The organism is Campylobacter ureolyticus ACS-301-V-Sch3b, from assembly GCF_000413435.1.
GTDB classification, from domain to species: domain Bacteria; phylum Campylobacterota; class Campylobacteria; order Campylobacterales; family Campylobacteraceae; genus Campylobacter_B; species Campylobacter_B ureolyticus_A.
The window spans coordinates 699399-721909 of the sequence record NZ_KE340326.1 but is presented as its reverse complement, the minus strand read 5'-3'; the positions used below and the strand labels follow the sequence as shown (position 1 = coordinate 721909).

The following is a 22511-nucleotide window of genomic DNA, read 5'->3' as shown; positions in this document are numbered from 1 at the left end:
TTTAGCCTTTTATTTTCTTTTCCCACTTTAAAGCTGAGCTTATAATTAAGCCTAAATCATCATTTTTTGGTTTCCAGTTTGTTAAGCTTCTAAGCTTTGTTGAATCCGCCACAAGTCTTGCAGGATCGCCATCTCTTCTTCCACTAACTTCAGCTTTAAAGTCAACCCCACTAACTTCTTTGGCTTTTTTAACAACTTCTTTTACGCTATATCCTTTGCCATATCCAACATTAAAAATCTCACTTTTTCCACCATCATTTAGGTATTTTAAAACCGATAAATGTGCAGCAGCTAAATCTTCGATATGAATATAGTCTCTTATGCAACTTCCATCCTCTGTTTCATAATCCTCACCAAAAATACTCATTTTTTCTCTTTTTCCGAGTATTGTTTGGGTTGCTACTTTTATTAGATGTGTTGCGTTTGGATAATTTTGCCCTAAAAGTCCATCATTGCTTGCACCTGCAACATTAAAATATCTTAAAATTCCATATTTAAAATTTGGATTTGACAACGCATAGTCTTTTAAAATCCACTCTGTAACGATCTTGCTTCTACCATAAGGATTTATTGGATTCAAAGGAGTTACCTCTTTTACTATTCCGTCTTTAGGCTCTCCATAAACAGCAGCTGTTGAGCTAAAAATAAATTTATTAACATTATATTTAGCACATAAAGTTATTAAATTTAAAGCATTTGCTGAGTTATTTCGGTAGTATTTAAGTGGCTTTTGAGTACTTTCAAAAACCTCTATAAATGCCGCAAAGTGAATAATAGCTTCAAATTTATGCTCTTTAAAAACATCTTCAAGCTCATTTATATTTTCTAGGCTTAAATTTATAAACTCAAATTTTACCTCATTTTTTTTCGCAACATCTTTTAAAGTCTGTATAGCTAAATTCGACCCCTTGCAAAAATTATCTATTACAACTATTTCATAATTTTTGCTTTCAATTAGCTGTTTTGTAACATGTGAGCCGATATATCCAGCACCACCGGTAATTAGAATTTTCATTTTTTATCCTTTTTGTTATTTTACATTAAATTTGTTAAATTTCATCTCTGATTCTTAAAAATACTGGAAATCTTGGCACTTCATTTGTAGTTAAATTTTGGTATTTATAAGTAATAATTTGCCCTATTTTTGGTGGATTTTTTCGATCACTTTCTTTAAAGCCACTTCCAATTTTAAAAACTTTTGAATTTGGCATTTTGCAATCAATCGAACCCATTAATCCTTCAAATTTGCCTTTTCCAGGATTTATTTTTACCACTTCACACTCTGCATCTTTAAATTTTTTAATTTTTAAAATTTTAGTGCTTCTTTTGTTTTCATAAATCAAATTTGGATCACGCACAACAACGCCCTCTCCACCACCAGCAACAACCTCATCTAAAAACTTAAAAACTTCATCATTGTTTTTAACTCTAGTTTGTGAAATCACCTCAATAAATTTAGAATTTTTAGAAATTTCTTTCATTTTTTCATATTTTATGCTGAAATTTTCTCTATATTCAGGCATATCAAAAATATAAAATTTAAGCTCTTTCCACTCATCGCTTGGAGTTAGTTTTGAAGTAATTGAAGCAATGTTTTCAAAATCATCTCTTTTTGTATAAAGCTCTCCATCAAGCTTGGTTTTAGGAAAATCCTTTGTAAAAAACTTAGGAGCGGCAAATTTATTTCCTTTTCTTGAAATTAAATTTTTACCATCCCATGTGGCACGAACGCCATCAAGTTTTTCACTCATAAACCAGCCGCTTAAATTCTCGTCCTTATACTCGCTTAAAAGCATCACAGCATTTAAATTTGCAAAGATTAAGCAGACCAAAAGCCATTTAAATTTCACTTTCGCACCTTTTTATCTCTTCATCAATGCATTTTGTAAAAACAGGCGTGTAGTTAATGCCTTGTTTTTCAGAGCTTAAATATTCTTTTGTTTCTAAGATAGAACTTGCATAATCTTCTAAATTTATATTTCCTTTTAAAAGCTCATATTTTAAAAAAAGCAAATATGTATTTAAAACATCACTTTGGCAATAAATTTGAATTTTTTCAAGCTCATCGTTATAAAAAAGCTCCATAACTTCATCGCCGTGAGTGTCAAATTTACCAGGTAAATTTAAACTAAGGCAAAGCGAGTTTAAATTTAGTCCTCTAACTGAGCCAAATTCGCTTATATGGTCCATTAAATCAAGATGAAATTTGCCATCATATCTGCTTTTATAATTCCCATCCCATTTGCTTTTATTTAATTCTTTATTTTCAATCTCAAAATAAGCTGGAATGCTTAAATTATAACGCATTGCTCTTATCATCATCATCGGTAAGTCAAACCCACGCCCATTAAAGCTAATTAGTCGCATATTTTTTTCCATTATCATAAAGAAATTTTTAATCATCTCTTTTTCATTTCCTGGAATTTGTGCAACTCTTACAAAATTTCCGTATTCATCGGCAAAAACAACACTAATTGCAACAATTTTATGAAAATTTACTGGCAAAAAACTACTTCCTGTTTTTTCAAGACGCAAATTTTGTATAAGATTTGAAAACTCATAATTTATCTTATTTTCATCCGCATTATTTTCATAGTTTTTTAAAATGCTTTCATACTCGCTTGGAAAAGCTTTTTTAAGACTTTCAACACAAGGAATTGTCTCACAGTCAAATACACATAAGCTTTCTTTCATAAAATATCCTTACTTATCCTTATCCCATGCTAAAATTGTTTTTCCCTCTTCATCTTTGGCTATATCGCCCATTCCAAGGATATTATAACCACAATCAACATAGTGAATTTCTCCAGTTACTGCTGAAGCAAGGTCACTTAAAAGATACATTCCACTTTTGCCAACATCTTCAATTGTTACATTTCTTTTAAGTGGAGCATTTATCTCATTCCATTTTAAAATCATTCTAAAATCCCCTATTCCACTCGCTGCAAGAGTTTTTATAGGGCCTGCAGAAATTGCATTTACTCTTATATTTTTACTTCCTAAATCATGAGCTAAATACCTCACACTACTTTCAAGTGCAGCTTTTGCAACGCCCATAACATTGTAATGTGGCACAAACTTAGGACCACCTAAATATGTTAAAGTTAAAATACTTCCACCTTCATTTATGAGTGGTAAAACTGCATTTGTTAAAGCTAAAAGCGAATAAACACTTGTTTGCATAGTAACATTAAACGCTTCTCTTGAAGTATTTACAAACTCACCCTCTAATGCCTCTTTTGGAGCAAAAGCAACTGCGTGAAGAACAAAATCAATTTTTCCAAAATCTTTTTCTAAGCTATTTTTTAAATTTATTAAATCTTCATCACTATTTGCATCAAGCTTATAAATTTTATCACTGCCAAGCTCATTTGCTATTGGCTCAACTCTTTTTAAAAGTGCATCATTTAAATATGTAAAAGCTAAATCTGCCCCCATATCTCTACAAGCTTTTGCGATACCATAAGCAATTGATTTTTGATTTGCAACTCCAACTATTAAACCTTTTTTCCTTTTTAAAATCATCTTTTATCCTTTTTTGTAATTTATTAAATTTATAAAATTATTTACATCTAAGCTTGCACTTCCAACTAAAACACCATCGCAGTTTTTAACGCTTAAAATTTCACTAATATTACTTAAATTTACACTTCCACCATAAAGAAGTGGAGCATCTGTAAAAGTTCTTAAAAAATCTAAAACCTCACTTATCTCGCTTATTTTTGCACTTCTTCCAGTTCCTATAGCCCAAATCGGTTCGTAAGCTAGGTTTAAATTTTCATACTCTAAATCAAGTCCTTCAAGCTGTGATTTTAAAAATCTTTTAGTTGAAGCATTCATATAGGTTATATCACTTTCACCAATGCAAAAAATTATTTTATATCCATTTTTTTTAGCAAACTCAAATTTAGCTTTTAAAAATTCATTACTTTCACCTAAAGCTCTTCTTTCGCTATGTCCTATCAAAACTGTTTTTATGCCAAACTCATCTAAAATCTCACTTCCAATTTCACCTGTAAAGCTTCCATTTTTTACAGGATAAAAATTTTGAGCACCTTGGTTAAAAACAAAGTCGCCCTCTAAAAATGCTGAACTTGTAGGAAAAACAAAAATTTCATCACTATTTTCACAGCTTTTGCGATTTTTTAAAAAGTTATTTAAAACGCTTGCATATTCTAAAAAGCTACTTCTTGTGTGATTGCACTTTAAATTTGCAGCAAATATCACAAATCTTCCTTTCTTAATAAAACCTTAACTCCGGGAAGTTCTTTTCCTTCGATTAACTCCAAACTTGCTCCACCGCCTGTTGAGATAAATGTTATTTCATCTTGATCGCCTGCTCTTGCTACAACATCAGCCGTATCGCCACCTCCAACTACTGTAGTTGCATTACTTTCAGCAACTGCGTGGCTTATCCTTAAGCTTCCTCTTGCAAATTTATCCATTTCAAAAACACCCATTGGCCCATTCCACCATATAGTTCCTGCATCTTCAATTGCTTCTTTAAATAAAGTAACCGTAGCAGGTCCGATATCTAAACCCATCCAATCTTTTGGAATTTCTTGAGTTGTAACATACTTCATAACACTATCTGCTGAAAAATAAGGCGCTACAATGGCATCAACTGGAAGATAAATTTTAACTCCAAGCTCTTTTGCACTGTCTAGAATTTTCTTTGCATCTTCTAAAAGCTCTTCTTCTAAAAGTGAATTTCCTATTTCAAAACCAATTGATTTTAAAAATGTAAATGCCATTCCTCCACCAATTATCAGCTTATCAACTTTTGGAAGAAGATTTTTTAAAGCTTGAAGCTTCCCACTAACTTTGCTCCCTCCAACTATCGCAACAAAAGGACGAGCAGGATGTTTAATCAAATTTTGAGCAAAATTTATCTCTTTTTGTAGCAAAAAGCCAGCTGCTTTATGATTTTCATCAAAAAACTTAGTTATTGCATGAACTGATGCATGAGCCCTATGACAAACGCCAAAAGCATCATTTATATAAAAATCGGCAAATCCAGCCAATTTTTTGGCAAACTCATCATCATTTTTAGTTTCACCTTTTTCAAATCTCAAATTATCTAAAAGTAAAATTTCATTTTCGCCCAGTTCATTTACTGCATTTTGAGCATTTTCGCCTGTTATATCATTTACAAATTTTACATCTTTTTTTAAAAGTCTGCTTAGTCTTTTTGCAACTGGACTTAGACTAAATTTCTCCTCAAAACCATTTTTTGGACGACCCAAGTGACTAGCTAAAATAACTGCCATACCTTCATCTAAGCAGTACTTTATAGTAGAAAGCGCTGATCTAATCCTTCTGTCATCAGTTATATTTTGATACTCATCCATTGGCACATTAAAATCGCATCTTATAAAAACTTTTTTACCTTTTTCAAACTTAACATCTTTTATAAACAGTAAATTTTCACTCATTTTAGCCCTTTTATTTCATCTTGTTTTTTGCATAAATAGCCAAGTCAATAAGTCTGTTTGAATAACCCCATTCATTATCATACCAACTCAAAACTTTAAGCATATTTTTATCTACAACTTGTGTCATATCAGCTGCAACAATACTTGAAAAGCTACTTCCTATAAAATCACTTGAAACACAATAATCTTCATCGACGCTTAAAATTCCCTTCATTGAAGAGTTTGCATACTCTTTAAATTTTGCATTTACCTCGTCAGCAGTAGTATTTTTTTCAAGTAAAACAGTTAAATCAAGCATTGAGACATTTGGCACTGGAACTCTAAGACTAAGTCCGTGCATTTTATCTTTTAAGTTTGGCAACACTAAACTTATAGCTTTTGCAGCGCCTGTGGTTGTTGGAATGATATTAATAGCTCCTGCTCTACTTCTTCTATAATCTTTGCTTTTTACATCAAGCAAGTTTTGACTACTTGTATAAGCGTGAGTTGTATTCATAAGTCCCTTTTGTATACCGAACTCAGCATCAAGTACTTTTGCAATAGGTCCAAGACAGTTTGTTGTACAACTTGCATTTGAAATGATTTTTTCGCCTTTATAGTTTTCATTATTTACGCCCATTACAAAAGTTGGCGTATCATCTTTAGCAGGGGCACTCATCACAACTAAATCAAGCCCGTTTTTAATATAAACTTCACAACTTTGAGTTGTTAGAAAAGCTCCTGTACATTCAAGCACAACTTCTGCGCCAAAATCTTTAAATTCTAATTCATTTGGATCGCGTGTTGAAAAAACCCTTATTTTTTTACCATCAACAGCGATATAATCATCATTTATTACTTCAACTTTTTTGTTAAATTTACCATGAACTGAATCATGTTCTAATAAATATCTTGTAATATCTCTTTTAGCTGTATCATTTATCGCAACAAGTTCAGCATCAGGTCTGTTTAATAAAATTCTAGCAGCACATCTTCCGATGCGTCCAAAACCGTTTATTGCAAATTTAAGTGCCATATATTTTCCTTTTATTTGGTATAATCAAAGCTTATTTTACTCAATTTAAGGTTAAAACTAATTAAAATGAAAATAGCACTTTTTGGTGGGAGCTTTGATCCCCCACATTTAGGACATGATAAAATTGTAAAAAAAGCTTTAAAAGTTCTAAATTTAGACAAACTTATCGTAATGCCAACTTTTATAAATCCATTTAAAAATGGTTTTTTTGCCCCACCAAATTTAAGGCTTAATTGGTGTAAAAAACTTTGGCAAAATTTAGATAATGTTTTAATAAGTGATTATGAAATTTTACAAAATCATCCAGTTTCCACGATACAAAGTGTTAAATTTTTATATTCTAAATTTGAAATTGATAAATTTTATTTAATTATTGGCGAAGATAATTTAAAGGATTTAAATAAGTGGCATAAATTTGATGAGTTGTGTAATTTGGTAGAATTTATAGTGGCTTCAAGAAATGAAGATGAAATAAAAAACTTAAAACAAATTTTACCCTTGAAAAAGTTAGACATTAATGTTAATATTTCATCTACAGAATTTAGACAAAATTTAAACAAAGACTTCATACCAAATTCTATAAAAAATGAAGTTATGAAATTTTATAAGGATAAAAAAATGGAAAAAAAACTTGAAATTATTAAAAAAGTCTTAGAGGATAAAAAGGCTGAAAATGTCGAAATAATCGATATGAGAAATGAGGACTATATCGCCAAATATGTAGTAATTGCTACAACTCTTACAGGAAAACATGGACTATCTTTAACTGATGATTTAGACGCAGCTTTAAAGCCTTTGGGTGAAGAGTTTTTAGGCGTTGAAGCAAGTGATGAATGGAGCGTAATAGACTTAGGCGATGTGATCATTCATCTAATGAGTGAAAGCCATAGAGCAAAGTATGATATTGAAGAACTTTTAGCAAAACTTAAGAAAAAAGAGAATTAAGAAACTAATAAATACATTTCACATAAGGAGAAAAAATGACAATATCAGAAATTTGTCAAAAATTTGACATAGACGGCGTTAATGAAAGGTTCCAAAAATCTTTAGAAGACAAGATAGAAATTGGTTTTTTAGGTGAGTTTTCAAGCGGAAAATCAAGTCTTGTAAATTCTTTATTAGGTAGAGATCTATTAAGTATAAACCCACTTCCTACGACAAAAACGGTGGTTGAGATAAATTTCAGCAACAAAGATGAGTTTTTTAAAAAAGATGGCGATACAATAAGTGAAATTTCCGAAGATGAGTTTACAAATTTACAAACAAAAGATGGAAAATTTCATCTAATTGCAAATATTTCAGCCGCCACCGAGAGAGAGAGAGAGAGAGAGAGAGAGAGTAAATAACTCCGATTTTGTCTTTATAGATACTCCAGGGGTTTCAAGTCTAGATAAAAGTGATTTTGATATAACATTTGGTTATTTACCACGCCTTGAATGTGCAATAATTTGCCAAGATATAAACCAAGGTGGGCTTACAAAATCGGTAATTGATTTCATCTCACAAAACTTAGATATAAAAAACAACCTTATATTTTGCCTTACAAAAAGCGATTTAAAACCACAAAACATAAGAGAAAATATCAAAAAATCAGTTTTAGAGCAACTAAAAGATTTAAATATTGAAAATTTAGAAGACAAAATAGTTTTTACAAGCACAAAAGAGCCAAATACTGAACTTTTAAATTTAATAAATAACAATTTTTACTCTAAATTCGCAGAAATTAAAAAACAAAAAATAGCCAAAAATACAAAAATATTTTCAAAAGAATTATCTCAAATTTTAAAACAAAGAGTTGAGTTGATTGATTTTAACACAGATGAGCTTGATGAAAAACTAAAAAATATTCAAAAAGAAGAAGATAAAATCCAAGATGAAATTCAAAACCAACAAATAAAACTTGATAAATTTATACAAAGTTTAGAAAATAAAATTTACTCAGAATGCTTAAACAATATACCTCTTCTTAAAAATGGAGAAACACAAGAATTTTTTGAAAATATGATAAAAATCATAGAAGAAAATACAAAAAATTATTTTAATGATTACTTTGTATTTAATGCAAATGATATGGATTTAGGTACTTTTGAAAATATGAAAAAAGATTTAAATATGAATCAAAGTATTAAATTTATCATAGCCGAGGGATTTCCTTTTGTGCTTGATAAAATAGGTAGTGTTTTAGCCACTATTCCAAAAGTTGGGATAATTTTTAAAGGATTTCAACTATTAAGCATGCCACTTTCATTAGCTGGAGGTTTTTTGGCAAATCAAATAGAAAAACTTGTCGCAAAAAATCCAGCAGAAGTTGCAAAAATGGCTACTTTAGTCGTTATGAATTTCACTAAAGGTTATATTGAAAAAATTTCAAACGAGCAAATTTTTGAACCTTTAAAAAACAAACTTCAAACCACAAAAGACAGTATAGGCGACACAATTACTCTAAAAAGTAAAAAAATAGATGAGATAAAAAAGACTAAAAAAGATATGGAAAAAACTATAATCGAGCTTGAAAATTTTATAAATTCATAAGCCTAAAGGGTAAAAATTGGAAAACTTAAGCAAAAATTTAGAGAGATACATTGATTGTATCTCTTTTTTATATGATTTATCAGATGATGTAAAGGCTGATGAGGTTACAAATTTACTTGAAAATTTGATAAATGAAGCAAAAGATATAATTGCCAAAGAAATTTCTCCCTTGGCAAATACAGCCAAAAATTTGGAGTTAGAAAAAGAAAAATTCTTAGAAAAATTAAGCGTATGTTTAGATATCATAGCAGATGATATAGACCAGCAAAAATTTAATAACGATAAAAAATTTCTATTTTTTTTAAATGAAGATGACTTTAAAAAGCTAAGACCTGAGTTTGAAAATTTAGCAAAAAAAGTATGTGATGATTTAGAAGTTGTAAGTAAAGAAATTTATGTTTTGGAAAATAAAGAGTGCTTTAATGATTATTTCTACATAAAAATTGAAAAGTTTGATGAAGAGCTTAATAGCCTCAAGGGTTTTCTAATAAATTTTATCCAAAGCAAGTATGAAAATATCAATACACAAATCCTTTATATAACACTTTCTAGAGCTTTTGAGTTTTTTGCAGTTGACACTGTGCAGATATCAAACAAATACGCACGCCATATCCCAAAGCATTACAGCAAAGAAGAAAGAAAAGAATATATAAGTGAAATTAAGGAAAATTATATCGATTATATCGTTTCAAATTTAGCACATTTTGAAGATATTATAAATCACGCAATTGATGATTATAACAATATCGTTTCAAATTTAATCAGCGATGAAGACTATAAACTTGATGATACTTTGCTAAAAATAACATATTTTATGCTTAATAATGAAAAACTAGCCCTAATGCCAAGTTATATGGCTTTAAGTATCGCTTGTGAGAGGTTTTACAAACCAATGAGAAAAGATGACAAAGACTATATTTTCAATGCAAAATATCACTCAAAATCTCTTTTTGAAACAGCAAAAATGATACTTAAAAATTGTTCATATGATGAGAAAATTTTAAAACAAATAATTGAAGATTTTTTAGCAAATTTAAAAAAAGAAATCTGTGAAAATCCAACAAATAACTACGAAATTTTTTATTTTTTTATTTTGATGCGAAGCATTACACATTTTAGATATGCACTAATAAACAAATTTGAGTTTAGAAAAGTTGCTGAAAATAAAGCCAAAAACAATGAGGAGAAATAATGATAAATTTAAGTGATGATTTTAAAAAATATATTGATTATATTTCATTTTTACACGATCTATCAAATGATGCTGGTGTTAGCGACCAATATGACTACATTGAAATGTTAAAAAATGGTGCAAAAGAATTAATCGCAAAAGAAGTAATCCACTCAAACCAAATAGCAAAAGCAGAAGTTGCCGTCATAGGTGACTTCTCATCTGGAAAATCAAGCTTCATAAACTCAATTATTGGCAAAAATTTGTGCCCTGTTGGAGCCGGTGCGACAACTTCATCGATTACTACATTTAACTACTCAGATGAGGTTAAAATTTTAATAAATGGGGATGAAATTTCTCAAAGCGAATATGAAAATTTAGCCAAACATAACGACCCAAACACAAAAAGCAAAGCTTATGATATAAAATATTTTTATCCATTTGAAAGTTTTAGAAATGTGGTTCTTTATGATACTCCAGGATTTTCAAATGCAGGAAATTTGGATAATGGTAAAAACGGCGATACAAAACTTACTATGGAAAAAGCAAAAGCTGTTGATGTGCTTTTAGTGGTTATTGATATACATCAAGGCTCAATTACAGATGAGCTTAAAAAAAGACTTTTGGAAATAAAAAATCAAAATAAAGATGCGTATTTTATAGCTGTTTTAAATAAAGCTGATAAAAAATCACCAACAGCAAGAGAAAAAATAAAAGAAGAAATTCTAAAAAACTTTGAATTTAGAGAAATTTTCATTTATAGTAGTATAAAATCAGACAAAGATGAGTTTATAAATGAAAAAAGCAAAATGCTTTCATTTTTTAATCAAATCAGCAAAAATAAAGACAAATTTATAAAAGATCGTTTTAAAAATGAAAAACAAGATTTTATGGATAATTTAAGTATTACTTTAGATGTTGTGAGTGATGATATAATCAACCAAATACATAACAATGCTGCGAATTTATTAAAAAACTTAGAAGAAAATGATTTCTACGAAATGAGAGCCAGTTTTGAAAAAATATCAAAAAAGGTATGTGAAAATTTAGAAACTATAAGAAAAGAAACTTATGCTGAAAGAGGTGAGGGGTTTTGGGATGGTCTTTTTGGAACTGATAAAAAATGGCATGATGAGTATTACTATATAAAAGAAGAAGCACTACAAAACGAACTTCAAAATTTTAAAAATTTAACAATACATGCTATACAAAATATAAATCATTATTCAGATATAAATATGGAAAATTTAAATGCTACCATTGATAGAAATTTAAATTTTTTTGCAAATAAAATGATTATAAATTCAAGCAAAGACCCATATTGTATTCAAGCAATAGAGTATTACGACGAGCATGGAAATGAAAAACTAGAAATAATAGAAGAAATTCAAAATGGCTATCTTGACTTTTTCATGCAAAGCACTGAATTTTTTGAAAGTTGTATAAATAATTCAATTCGTGAGTACAACGATGAAAATATACAAATAATTAATAAAATAGATGATGAACTGGTCACAACGCTGTTTAAAATAGCTGATTTTTTATTTGACAATGCAATAGCTAATTACTTATCCTTATGTTTTTCTTTTTTTGTAAAACAAGAGAATATAGAAATACTTTGTGATAAAAATGGATATATCATTTTTGATAAAGAATATTTTGCACAAAATATTCTTGATGGGGCAAAGATTATATTGGAGAATTACTCATATGATAAAAACTCTTTAAAAAAATGCATCGACAACTCTTTAAACGATTTAGAGCAAAAGCTATCAAGTGATTCAATAAAAAGTGATGAAGGTCAGTTTAAAGCTTGTATAACTCGTCATTTTTTTATGAATTTTAAAAATGAATTGAAACAAAATTTTGCTCTTACAATAAATAATTAAAAAAGAAAGGACTAAAAATGCTTGAAATTTTTGAAAAAAACAAAGATGAATTAATTAAGATTTATGGCGAACTTATTGAAAACAAAGCCATAAATTTAAATAATATAAACGAAGAAACTCTTAAAGAAAAATCTTTAAATTTACAAAAAGAAGAATTTATCCTAGCCGTTGCAGGCCAAATAAAAGCTGGTAAATCAACACTTTTAAATGCATTGATTTTTGGTAATGACATACTCCCAAGTGATGATACGCCATATACTGCTAAAATCACAGAGATAAGATATGGAAGTGATAAAAAACTAAAAGCCATCTTTTATACAAAAGATGAGTGGCAAGAGCTAAAAAATGAAATTACCGAAATTGATGATAAAAAGGTAAATTATTTTAAAAATTTTATAGAACCTGATATTAAAAACAGCTCTTATATAAAATTTCTAAATCAGACAAAAGAAGATAATATATCAAACTTAAAAGAATATGTCGCAAAAGGCGGAGTTTATACACCATTTGTAAAAAGTGTGGAAATTTACTATCCAGCTGAAATTTTAAAAAGCTTAGTTGTAGTTGATACCCCAGGGACAAATGATCCAAATATCTTTAGAAGTAAAATTACACTTGATTGGATAAAAAGATGTGACGCTGCCATATATGCGACATATGCCGGAAGAGCCTTTGATGAAAGTGATATAAAATTTATAAATGAATATCTACTAAGTCTTGAAAACTCAAAAAGAATAGTTGCTATAAATAAAATAGATGTTTTAAGAAATTTTGATGAGGCAAAAGAACTGCTTGAAAATAATAAAAAAAATGAAACCTATCAAAAAACGGTATTTAATGAAGCTAGTTCATTTGTCTTTACAGCCGGACTTTATGCACTTTTGGATGAAAAAGAAAAAAATGGATTTTCGCTAAATGAAGATGAGCTTTGGTATAAAGATGAAGCAAATGCTGAGTTTTGGCAAAACAACGGGCTTAATGAGCTAAAAAATTTAATAAGCGATAAGATTATCCAAAATAAAGGTAAAGATTTACTTGTTTCGCATATCAATTTTATAAAAAATGCTTTTGAGAAAAAAGAGGTATTTTTAAATACAGAAATAAACGCTCTTGAAACGAAAATATCTCAAAACCAAAAAAGCAAAGATGAGATAAGTAAAGCACTTGGTGAAGTGACAAATTTTAGAATAAAGCTTGATGAAGTGCAAAAAAAATTTATTTATAGCATCAGAAATAATTTAGCTCAAAAAATTAAAAATTTAAATAAAAATATAGATAGAGAATTTAATGACATTAAAAATACTCTAGCCTCAAAAATCAATAACTACAGAAGGATTACAGAATTAAAAAACAATATCATATGGGATATTAAAAATGCTCTTGAAAGTGAAAAGTTAAAAATGGATGACCTAATAAGTCAAGAAATGCAAGATATCAAACAAGATACAAAAAATGAAACTGGAAAGTTTATAAATGAGATGAGTAAATTTGAAGCTTTTGACTCAGAGTCTTTAAGACAAACTCTTAGATATGATACTTTTGACATATATAGAGATTTTAGTGAGTTTTTTGATGCTGGTTTTATAAATAGCGATATTTTAGAGGATATTGCTTTTGGAAATTTTAATTTATTTAAAAGATTAGCCTTCAAGGGAGCTAAAACCTACATACCAAAAGTTAGAGATTTCGCAATTGAAAAGGTTGATGAAAGTAAAAAAGAATTGCAAGAAAAAATTTTAAATAATATTCATAGTTTTGGAGAAAAATTATGTGCACAAGTGCCTAATTCTATAAAAAATGTATTGCTTAACAATCAAAAGGATTTAGAAAATATAAAAGAAAAAGGAAGTTTAAATGAAAAAGAATTAAACGAACTTATTTTAAATTTAAATCAAAAAGAAAATAACATAAATAAATTTAAAGAAATTAAAGAAAATTTTATGAAAAAACTTGAAAATATGAAAGGGGAAATTTATGAATAGCAGTCAAATAGCCATAGCACTTTTAATCGGTGCAGTTGTAGTAGGTGGAGTTATATACTCTCAAAAAAATCAAAAAGAAAAAGGAAATCATTTAAAAAAAGATGACATAAAGCCATCAAATTTAAAAGAATTAAGCGACAAATTCAAAGATGATTATTTCAATGAAAAATTAAGCGATTTTGCATTAACAAAAAATATAAATTTTGAAAAAGTAAAAGAAATTTATCCTAAATTTCAGCATACAAATTTAATGGCACGAATAGACTGGGCTACTTTTACAGGAAGACATAAAGAGTTAGAAGAGATTTTAAAAAACTGGGATAAACATCAAAATTTAACTATTGTAGATAGATATATTTATTTTTTACAAGAAAGCTACGAAGATGAGCTAAATTCTATAAAAACCAAAATAAAGGATTTAAAATGATATCTTACGCTTCACTTCAAGGTCAAACTTTAAGAGTTTATGGAGCTGGTGGGAGACTTCTATACTCTCGTCCGGTAAGTGGAGCATTGTCAGTCAGCAATACCTCCACAACAGTTACCGTAAAAACAAGAACCATGATATATACCTATGATGAAAAAGGTCGTCAAATTTCAGTAAGACCTGCTTAAACTAAAAATTTAGCGATCACAAAACAAATCATAAAAAGCCATATAGCTAAAAAAGTAGCTAGGATAAATGGCTTTTTACCTGATTTTTTTAACATATCTTTTCTAATTGTAACACCAAGAGCAAACATAGCTGTTGTTAAAAGCATAATGTCTATAAAATTTACAACTGGAAGTAAAATATCACGCAAATTTAATGGCAAAAATGACCCAATAAAAACCATAGCCAAAAACCAAAGTCCAAACCAAGGAATAGTTACTTTTTTACTCATTTTTTCACTATTTTTATCACTACTTTTTTCAAAATTTAAAAAACTTATCATAAATAAAAATGGCACAAGCATTAAAACCCTAAGCATTTTCATTATAACACTTAAATCATTTGCCTCCTGGCCAACAGCTGCTCCAGCACCAACTGCGTGAGCTACTTCATGAAGAGAAAGTCCCATTAAATATCCCATTTGTGTTTTTGATAAATCCAAAACTCCAAGTCTAAATAAAACTGGATATAAAAACATAAAAATAGTCCCATAAACCACAACAGTACAAACCGCAACTCCTATTTTATCGCTCTTTGCTTTTATAACACTGCTTGTTGCTAAAACTGCTGCTGCACCACAAATAGAACTTCCTGAGCTTATCAAAATAGAACTTTTTTTATCAAGTCCTAAGAAAAGTCCTAAAAAATATCCTATAAAGAATGTAGAAAAAACTATAAAAAATGCCATTAAAACGCCGCTAAATCCAACATGACCAATATCATTTAATGTTATTTTAAAGCCATATAAAACTATTCCAAGTCTTAAAATTTGTTTTGTTGCAATTTTTATAACGCCTGTTTTTTCTAAAAAAAATGAAGCACCATAAAAAGTATTTGACAAAACAGCTCCTAAAATAACAGCAATTATCAAAGGGCTTATTGCCAAAGCCTTAATTGGCGCAAGAAGCGACAAAGAATAAGCACAAAGCGCGCTTGTTAAAATAAAAATCCAAGCTTTTACTCTTCTTTTTTTATATATTGATTTATGAGATAATTTTTCTTTATTAAGTTCTTTTTTAAAGTTTTTTTTGCTTAAAGTGGAATTTTTCAAAAAATTTCCTTTATATTAATTTTTATATTAATTTTGATATTTTATCAAATAAAACTAAATTATTACATAAATTCACAAAACATTTAAAAAATTTATATACTAAAATATTTTATATAATATATTTTTAATTATTTAGATATAATGTTATAAATTTCATAATCAAAAAGGATCTTCTATGACATTAAAGCAGATTGAGTATTTTATCAAGGTTTGTGAATTAAAGCAAATTAGTGAGTGTTCAAAATTTTTTGGTATTTCACAATCAGCAATGTCAATTGCTATTAAAAATCTTGAGAACTCGCTTGGCGGTGAGCTGTTTGATCGAATAGGCAAAAGTCTTGTAATCAACGAAAGAGGAAAAGCTTTTTTAAAATCAATTACTCCAATTTATAACCGAGTTTTAGAAATTAGAAAAAATATGCTAAATGGAGGTATGTTTGATATTGCAATTACATCGAGTAAAAATATCGGAAGTTATCTTTTGCCAGAAGCAGTAAGCGAAATATTGGAAAATAAAAACGATAAATCAAAAATTCACTTAGATATAAAAATTGAAAATACTGAAGCTATATTGCAAAGTATTTTAAATAATCAATGCGATATTGGTCTTATTGAAGGCAGCTTAAAAAACAGTGAAGTAAGTACTATAACAATATGTGAAGATGAGCTTTTTATAGTAACTGGAGATAAAGATCTCGCGCAAAAATCTTGGAACATAAGCTCTTTAAAAGACTATGGTTGGGTTATGAGAGAAGTTGGCTCTGGCACAAGAGAAGTCTTTTTTAATAATATTAAAGAAAATCCAAATTTAAATATAATCTTAGAGCTTCCAACATCAGAAGTAATAAAAAACTCTATTAGGAACAGACCATTATTTACCTGTTTGCCTTATTTTGCAATACATAATGAACTTGGAAATGGACTTTATAAAGTGAATATGAAAGGTAAAAAGTTTATAAGAAATCTATATGCAATTTACTCAAAAGACAAGAAAAATAGCGAAACTTTTATGAATATAATAAATGAAATTATTGAAAATATAAGAAAATTTCACAAGAAAATCTCATCACAAAACAGCTGAGATTTTATCATAAATTTCTAAAATTTCAATTTTTTTATTTATGAAACTATTTTTGTTAGATATTAAAAAAGCTGAACTATCCATGATAGTTTCAGCTACTTTTAGTCCGTTTTGTTTCATTGTTGTTCCGGTTTCAACATTATCAACTATTAAATCACTTAGTCCTATTAACGGAGCAAGCTCAATGGAACCATATAGTTTTATAATAGAAACTGGAGTAGCTTTTTTGGCAAAAAATTCTTTTGTTATATTTGTCATTTTTGTTGCAACTGTTAAATTTGGCTTATCGTAATTTAAAATCTTATTTTTTTGTATGCCAACACATACTTTGCATTTACCAATCCCTAAATCAAGCAGTCTTAGAACATTTGGCTTATGCTCTTCCAAAACATCAAGTCCAACTACACCTACATCAGCAGCACCATTTTCTACATAAGTAGGCACATCCTGGCTTCTAATAGCTAAAAATTTAAAATTTTCTACATTCAATATAAGCTTTCTATCTTCAAAAACAAACTCTTTTTTAAAAACTTTTTCAAAAATTTCTAAAGTTTCATTTGCTATTCTTCCTTTTGGAAGAGCTATTGTTATCATTTATTATCCTTAGTAACTTTACTATTGTGTTCATTTATAGCTTTAAGCATGCCCCTAAAAACCAAATTCTTATCAAAAATAGCTTTTTCAAAAAATTTGACAAAAAAGCTCCCGTCCCCACCTGTAAAATAAATCTCTTTGTTTTTTGCCATTTCATTTATAGCTAAAACTAGAGGTTTTACAATCCCATAAGCAACAGCATCATTTGTTTTTTGTGGAAAACAATCAAGCTCAATTTGTGAGTTAAATACAATATCTAAAACTGGCGAGATACTTTTATAAGCATTTAGATAAGCTCCGATGCCTGGGGTAATAAATCCGCCTTGATGAGTATTTGAAATCATCAAATCAATAGTTATTGCACTTCCTGCATCTACAATAACCCCGTTTTCTATAGTATAACACCCTGCAATCCTATCTATGCCAAGACCTTTATAAATAGTATCAAATTTAAAATAATCTTTTATATCTATAAATCTACTGCTTTTTGGAACAAATTTGGAATTTACACTTATATAATAAACATCTTCTTTTGGGTTAAATTTATTAAGCTCATCAATGCTTAGACTAAAAAGCCTGCCATCATCCCAAAACTTAGCACTACAATTTCCTACATCACAAAGTAACATTTCCAACCATTCTTTTTCAAAAGTTCCAACGCTTTTGAACAAATTTGTGAGTTATAAAAAAATATCTTTTTTTTGATGATTCTATTTTCTTTTTTTGCTAAAGTTTCTGACATCTCAATAAGCTTTAAGCTATCTTTTTGCAAAAACCTACTCTTAGCATCTCTAAAAAATAAAATTGTATTATTTGAATTTAAATCAACGCCAAATAAAGCCTTATAAGATCTTGTTTTAAACTCTTTAAGGCTTAAATTTTTGCTTTTTTGAAGTATTATATTGTGCTTTACTAAAAGCTCATCCATTTCAATACGACTTTATTTTAACTCTATAAATTTATCTTTATGATAAAAATTTTCTATACTTGCAAAGCTAAGTTTATCAAGCTCATCATTTAGTTTATAAATTTGAGCATTTTCTAAATTTAAATCTGTTTTTATAAGATATCCTGTTTTTTCAAATATATAAATGCTATTTTCATGTGGCATAACTCCTGAAAAAATTGCAAATTTAAACTTACTTTCTTTTATCTCATTTAAATTTAAATCATAAATTTGAGCTATTCCATCTTTTCTAAATAGATAAATTCTATCTTCATATCTAAAAATATCTCTTATATTTTGAAGTAATCTTTTATTTCCACTTGGTGAAATTAAAATTAAAGTTGAATTTGTAGCTGCAAACATCTTATCGCCTAAAACATCTAAATACATGATGTTGTTAAAAAATGGCTCAGCACTTACAAAAATATCTTGCGCTTTCATTCCATTTACCGTAATTACAACTCTTCCATCAAGTGTTGGAAAAACAACAACTCCATTTCCAGCAAACAAAGGAGATGCGATCCTTGAATCAAGCGTAAAAGTAGTATCAAATTTATCACTTAAAATAACATTTTTACTATTTATATCTATCATCCAAATAGAGTTATCAGCACAAACAACTGCTAGTTTTGTTCCGATTAAACTTGCACTAACAGGCTGAGATGGAAATTTTTCATCAAAAATAAGATTTGAGTTTGTATCTAGTATTTTTAACCTTCCATCGACAGTTGAGGTTATTATTTTTTCATCATTATAGTTTAGAAATTTCTCTTTTTTTTCTAAATTTAAATTAAAAGACCTTTCATCTTTTGTTATAACCTTGCCATTTTTAAGAGTAATTCCACTTTTTGTTACATATAAAATTTCACTTCCTGTTTTATTGTCAAAAGAAGCTTTTCCTAAAATTTCCTCTTTTTGTGGTGAAAAATACTCTCTTTTTGTTGAACAACCAACTAAAAAAATAGATAATAAAACTATGCTTAATAAATTAATTTTTTTCATTTTTATTTCCATTATAATGTCTTAAATTTTTAACTATTTGAGTTAGTCCTGAGTTTGGAGAAATCTTAATAAATTCTTTATTAGCCTCTTCTACTTTTCCATCTTTTAAATAAGCGTATCCATTCATAAAAGCACTATATGAACTTAAAATCTCACCACTTTGTTTCCCAGCTTCATAACTTATAATATCTTTTAAAAGCTTATCAATACCTTCTAAATTTGACAACTCGTCAATTTTTTTACTGTCATTATTATCCAAGGCTTGTCTAAATTCAAAAAGAGTAAAAAGGTTTTTATCCAAACTTTTTAACTTTTTGGCTGCTTCTTTATCATTTGGATTTAAAATAAGCTCACTATAACTTTCATTTGCTTTTTTAAATTTTGTTTCTTTTTGATAATCAACCACCAAATACACAACAACAGCCAAAAGTGCCACAATAAAAGCACCAACGATTGGCTTTTTGTATTTTTTGACAAACAACTCACTTTTTATAATATTTTCTAAAAATTGTCCTTGAGAGTCCATCCTCTCTTTGACATCTTTAATATCGTCTTTTATAGCCAAACTTATTCCCTTTTAAATAAAATTTTCGTGTATTGTATCATAAAATCTTTTAAATAACGCCTAATGTAAGATAAAATGTGTTATAATACCAACACTTATTATTTGCAAAAAAGGAAAAATTTTATGTTAATTGATGATGAATTATTAAATAAACTCGAAAAACTAAGTGCCTTAAAAATACCAGAAAACAAAAGAAGTCAGATGAAATCACAGCTTGAAAAAATTATAGATTTTGTTAAAATTTTAGATGAAGTTGATAGTAAAAATTTGGAAATTAAAAACCAAAATTTCACCCCATTAAGAGAGGATGTACCACATCAAGATCAAGAAGTTGTTGATATGATTTTAAAATCAGCTCCAGCAAGTGAAGATCATTTCTTTGTAGTTCCAAAAATTATAGAATAAAAGGATGCCATAATGGAAAAAAGCAATATAAAAACCGACATTCAAACCCTTTTAAGGGTACAAATAAACAACGACGCAAGTGACCTTCACATGGTAAGCAGAAGTGCTCCACAAATTAGAATTGATGGAAAATTAGTTCCTCTTGATATGCCAAATTTAACAGGAACAGACATCGAACATCTTTGCTATGCGATTATTACAGATGCTCAAAAAAGCGAACTCGAAGAGAAAAAAGAGCTTGACTTTGCTGTGGAAATTCCAAACATAGGAAGATTTAGAGGCAACTATTATTATACTATGAATGGTGATTTAGCAGCTGCATTTAGAAAAATTCCTGTTGATATTCCTTCCCTTGATGATTTAAGAGCTCCAAGTATTTTTAAAGAGCTAGTTAAAAGAGAAAAAGGAATGATTTTAGTAACTGGTCCTACAGGAAGTGGTAAATCAACTACTTTGGCTGCAATGCTAAATGAAATAAATTTAAATGAAAGAAAACACATTATAACAGTTGAAGACCCAGTTGAGTTTGTTCATGACAACAAAAAATGTCTTTTTTCTCATAGAAATATAGGAACCGATACTCACTCTTATGCAAATGCTTTAAAATATGCTCTTCGTGAAGACCCTGATATTATACTAATTGGTGAGATGAGAGATAAAGAAACTATTTCAATCGCCATTACAGCAGCTGAAACAGGACACTTAGTTTTTGCTACACTTCACACAAACTCAGCTATGCAAACAATCAGCCGTATAGTTGATAGTTTTGATGGAAGTGAACAAACCCAAATAAGAAATATGCTATCAGTTTCATTAAGTGCGATAATTTCACAATCTCTACTTCCAAAAATTGGAAAAGGACGACTTGCAGTTCATGAAATTTTGGTAAATAATCACGCCATTGCCAACCTAATAAGAGAGGATAAAACTCAACAAATTTATTCTCAAATGCAGTTAAATCAACAAGAAACAGGCATGGTAACTCAAACTCAAGCACTATTACAAGCACTTAATAAAAGACTCATTTCAAAAGAAAGCGCTCTTGCTTATACTACAAATAGACAAGAATTAGTTAAAGCTTTAGGGGGTGAGTAGATGAGTGGCATAAACTGGCTTGATTTAATAGTAATAGCTTTTACTTTAATTTTTGCGCTAAAAGGACTTAGCTCTGGTCTTGTAAGAGAAATTTTTGGAATTATAGGTATGATTGGTGGATTTATAATTGCAATAAAATTTAAAGCAGAAGTTGGAGCTTGGATAAGTGCAAATGTTTATGATTTAAATAAATTAGGACTTATGGACTCAAATGGAACTGAAATTATAGTAGGTTTTGTAGCTGCACTTTTTGGTATTTGGTTTATAGCTTTAATTTTGGGTGAGCTTTTAACTAAAATGTTAAGCCTTAGTGGTCTTGGTATAGTTGATAGAATTGGCGGATTTATATTTGGCGGGGCAAAAATATTTTTAATTTTTGCAATAATTGCTGTTTTTATAAGATCATCGGCTTTTTTAAACAAGCAAGCAAGACCTTTTTTTGAAAACAGCTTTACTTATCCATACCTTATAAATACAGGTGCTTGGATGATGGGACTAAAATTAAATGATATTATTCCTGTTGTTGAAGACGAAAAAAGCCAAGAAGCAAATCAAACAAATGTAATTTATGAAAAAAGTAATTTTGATGAAAATTTTACAGATGGAGAGAGCAATGAAACAGAAAAACAAAACTACGAGAATTGAAAATTTAGAATTTGATGCAATTTTACATGAGTTTAGAGAAATCTTAAGAAAAAACAAGCTTAAATATACAAAACAAAGAGAGTCTGTTATCAAAATGCTTTATAACAGTGATCATCACTTTACTCCAGAAGAGCTTTATCTAGAAATAAGAGAGGAACAACCTGAGCTAAATATAGGTATTGCAACCGTTTATAGAACTTTAAATTTGCTTGAAGATTCAGGTATGGTTACATCTATTTCTTTTGGCACGCAAGGTAAGAAATTTGAACTTGCAACAAAACCACATCATGATCATTTGATTTGTAAAAACTGTGGTAAAATAGTGGAATTTGAAGATCCTTCGGTTGAAAAAAAGCAAGAAGAAATAGCAAAAAAGAATGGTTTTGTTTTAACAGGACATTTAATGCAACTTTATGGAATTTGCAAAGATTGTAATAAAAAGGAGTCATAA

Annotated in this window: 26 protein-coding genes; 13 read left to right on the top strand and 13 right to left on the bottom strand. The window is 28.8% G+C overall.

Annotation, left to right across the window (positions count from 1 at the left end):
• Position 1 precedes the first annotated feature (1 nt).
• Genes galE through gap form a run of 7 tightly spaced genes read right to left on the bottom strand, consistent with a single transcriptional unit; the run spans position 2 to position 6450 of the window.
• Positions 2 to 1015 (bottom strand): UDP-glucose 4-epimerase GalE, encoded by a 1014-nt coding sequence (gene galE / locus HMPREF9309_RS03685; RefSeq protein WP_016646580.1) that lies wholly within the window; start codon positions 1013 to 1015, stop codon positions 2 to 4.
• 34 nt (positions 1016 to 1049) lie between these two features.
• Positions 1050 to 1850 (bottom strand): DNA ligase, encoded by an 801-nt coding sequence (locus HMPREF9309_RS03680; RefSeq protein WP_016646579.1) that lies wholly within the window; start codon positions 1848 to 1850, stop codon positions 1050 to 1052.
• Entirely contained in the window at positions 1840 to 2694 is an 855-nt protein-coding gene (locus HMPREF9309_RS03675) for a 3'-5' exonuclease (RefSeq protein ID WP_016646578.1), read from the bottom strand. The genes HMPREF9309_RS03680 and HMPREF9309_RS03675 overlap by 11 nt, the downstream gene beginning before the upstream one ends.
• 9 nt (positions 2695 to 2703) lie before the next feature.
• Positions 2704 to 3525, bottom strand: coding sequence for an enoyl-ACP reductase FabI (gene fabI, locus HMPREF9309_RS03670; protein WP_016646577.1), 822 nt, complete (start codon positions 3523 to 3525; stop codon positions 2704 to 2706).
• Positions 3526 to 3528: 3 nt separating this feature from the next.
• The gene (locus tag HMPREF9309_RS03665) at positions 3529 to 4227 is read right to left on the bottom strand and encodes a triose-phosphate isomerase (RefSeq protein WP_016646576.1); all 699 of its coding nucleotides are present in this window, start codon (positions 4225 to 4227) and stop codon (positions 3529 to 3531) included.
• A complete protein-coding gene (locus tag HMPREF9309_RS03660; protein WP_016646575.1) occupies positions 4224 to 5435 on the bottom strand; it encodes a phosphoglycerate kinase in 1212 nt (403 codons plus the stop codon). Before HMPREF9309_RS03660 ends, HMPREF9309_RS03665 begins: the two co-directional genes overlap by 4 nt.
• Positions 5436 to 5445: 10 nt before the next feature.
• Positions 5446 to 6450 carry a type I glyceraldehyde-3-phosphate dehydrogenase gene (gap, locus tag HMPREF9309_RS03655; protein ID WP_016646574.1) on the bottom strand — a complete coding sequence of 335 codons (1005 nt, stop codon included), beginning with the start codon at positions 6448 to 6450 and terminating at the stop codon, positions 5446 to 5448.
• A gap of 66 nt (positions 6451 to 6516) precedes the next feature.
• On the opposite strand from gap, the gene nadD reads away from it, so the two are divergent.
• The 8 genes from nadD to HMPREF9309_RS03615 are packed head-to-tail and all read left to right on the top strand — an operon-like array spanning position 6517 to position 14639.
• Positions 6517 to 7395 (top strand): nicotinate (nicotinamide) nucleotide adenylyltransferase, encoded by an 879-nt coding sequence (nadD, locus tag HMPREF9309_RS03650; RefSeq protein WP_016646573.1) that lies wholly within the window; start codon positions 6517 to 6519, stop codon positions 7393 to 7395.
• A 35-nt stretch (positions 7396 to 7430) separates the two neighbouring features.
• Positions 7431 to 7796, top strand: coding sequence for a dynamin family protein (locus HMPREF9309_RS03645; protein WP_016646572.1), 366 nt, complete (start codon positions 7431 to 7433; stop codon positions 7794 to 7796).
• Entirely contained in the window at positions 7738 to 8982 is a 1245-nt protein-coding gene (locus HMPREF9309_RS03640) for a hypothetical protein (protein WP_016646571.1), read from the top strand. Before HMPREF9309_RS03645 ends, HMPREF9309_RS03640 begins: the two co-directional genes overlap by 59 nt.
• 16 nt (positions 8983 to 8998) lie before the next feature.
• Positions 8999 to 10174, top strand: a complete 1176-nt coding sequence (locus HMPREF9309_RS03635) for a hypothetical protein (protein ID WP_016646570.1) — start codon at positions 8999 to 9001, stop codon at positions 10172 to 10174.
• Positions 10174 to 12042: a dynamin family protein gene (locus tag HMPREF9309_RS03630; RefSeq protein WP_016646569.1), complete on the top strand. Its 1869-nt coding sequence runs from the start codon at positions 10174 to 10176 to the stop codon at positions 12040 to 12042. Before HMPREF9309_RS03635 ends, HMPREF9309_RS03630 begins: the two co-directional genes overlap by 1 nt.
• 17 nt (positions 12043 to 12059) lie before the next feature.
• Complete coding sequence (locus tag HMPREF9309_RS03625; protein WP_016646568.1) at positions 12060 to 14024, top strand: dynamin family protein; 1965 nt, start codon at positions 12060 to 12062, stop codon at positions 14022 to 14024.
• The gene (locus tag HMPREF9309_RS03620) at positions 14017 to 14451 is read left to right on the top strand and encodes a hypothetical protein (protein WP_016646567.1); all 435 of its coding nucleotides are present in this window, start codon (positions 14017 to 14019) and stop codon (positions 14449 to 14451) included. The genes HMPREF9309_RS03625 and HMPREF9309_RS03620 overlap by 8 nt, the downstream gene beginning before the upstream one ends.
• Positions 14448 to 14639, top strand: coding sequence for a hypothetical protein (locus HMPREF9309_RS03615; RefSeq protein ID WP_016646566.1), 192 nt, complete (start codon positions 14448 to 14450; stop codon positions 14637 to 14639). Before HMPREF9309_RS03620 ends, HMPREF9309_RS03615 begins: the two co-directional genes overlap by 4 nt.
• Here HMPREF9309_RS03615 and HMPREF9309_RS03610 read toward each other — a convergent pair.
• Positions 14636 to 15727, bottom strand: coding sequence for a YeiH family protein (locus HMPREF9309_RS03610; RefSeq protein WP_016646565.1), 1092 nt, complete (start codon positions 15725 to 15727; stop codon positions 14636 to 14638). The genes HMPREF9309_RS03615 and HMPREF9309_RS03610 overlap by 4 nt on opposite strands.
• A gap of 175 nt (positions 15728 to 15902) precedes the next feature.
• Here HMPREF9309_RS03610 and HMPREF9309_RS03605 point away from each other — a divergent pair, with 175 nt between their 5' ends.
• Entirely contained in the window at positions 15903 to 16808 is a 906-nt protein-coding gene (locus HMPREF9309_RS03605) for a LysR substrate-binding domain-containing protein (RefSeq protein WP_016646564.1), read from the top strand.
• Here HMPREF9309_RS03605 and hisG read toward each other — a convergent pair.
• From hisG to HMPREF9309_RS03580, 5 genes are read right to left on the bottom strand one after another with little or no spacing between them, the layout of a single operon-like run.
• A complete protein-coding gene (hisG, locus tag HMPREF9309_RS03600; RefSeq protein WP_016646563.1) occupies positions 16794 to 17402 on the bottom strand; it encodes an ATP phosphoribosyltransferase in 609 nt (202 codons plus the stop codon). The genes HMPREF9309_RS03605 and hisG overlap by 15 nt on opposite strands.
• Positions 17399 to 18031 (bottom strand): type III pantothenate kinase, encoded by a 633-nt coding sequence (locus HMPREF9309_RS03595; RefSeq protein WP_034907681.1) that lies wholly within the window; start codon positions 18029 to 18031, stop codon positions 17399 to 17401. The genes hisG and HMPREF9309_RS03595 overlap by 4 nt, the downstream gene beginning before the upstream one ends.
• Positions 18013 to 18330 carry a hypothetical protein gene (locus HMPREF9309_RS03590; RefSeq protein ID WP_016646561.1) on the bottom strand — a complete coding sequence of 106 codons (318 nt, stop codon included), beginning with the start codon at positions 18328 to 18330 and terminating at the stop codon, positions 18013 to 18015. Before HMPREF9309_RS03590 ends, HMPREF9309_RS03595 begins: the two co-directional genes overlap by 19 nt.
• Before the next feature lie 12 nt (positions 18331 to 18342).
• Positions 18343 to 19350 carry a hypothetical protein gene (locus HMPREF9309_RS03585; protein WP_016646560.1) on the bottom strand — a complete coding sequence of 336 codons (1008 nt, stop codon included), beginning with the start codon at positions 19348 to 19350 and terminating at the stop codon, positions 18343 to 18345.
• On the bottom strand, positions 19337 to 19915 hold the full coding sequence (locus HMPREF9309_RS03580) for a hypothetical protein (RefSeq protein ID WP_016646559.1): 579 nt from the start codon (positions 19913 to 19915) through the stop codon (positions 19337 to 19339). The genes HMPREF9309_RS03585 and HMPREF9309_RS03580 overlap by 14 nt, the downstream gene beginning before the upstream one ends.
• A gap of 123 nt (positions 19916 to 20038) precedes the next feature.
• Between HMPREF9309_RS03580 and gatC the strand changes: the two genes are divergently transcribed.
• The 4 genes from gatC to HMPREF9309_RS03560 are packed head-to-tail and all read left to right on the top strand — an operon-like array spanning position 20039 to position 22511.
• Positions 20039 to 20320 carry an Asp-tRNA(Asn)/Glu-tRNA(Gln) amidotransferase subunit GatC gene (gene gatC / locus HMPREF9309_RS08915; protein ID WP_016646558.1) on the top strand — a complete coding sequence of 94 codons (282 nt, stop codon included), beginning with the start codon at positions 20039 to 20041 and terminating at the stop codon, positions 20318 to 20320.
• A gap of 12 nt (positions 20321 to 20332) precedes the next feature.
• Complete coding sequence (locus HMPREF9309_RS03570; protein WP_016646557.1) at positions 20333 to 21415, top strand: type IV pilus twitching motility protein PilT; 1083 nt, start codon at positions 20333 to 20335, stop codon at positions 21413 to 21415.
• Positions 21416 to 22060 (top strand): CvpA family protein, encoded by a 645-nt coding sequence (locus HMPREF9309_RS03565; protein ID WP_016646556.1) that lies wholly within the window; start codon positions 21416 to 21418, stop codon positions 22058 to 22060.
• Complete coding sequence (locus HMPREF9309_RS03560; RefSeq protein ID WP_016646555.1) at positions 22029 to 22511, top strand: Fur family transcriptional regulator; 483 nt, start codon at positions 22029 to 22031, stop codon at positions 22509 to 22511. Before HMPREF9309_RS03565 ends, HMPREF9309_RS03560 begins: the two co-directional genes overlap by 32 nt.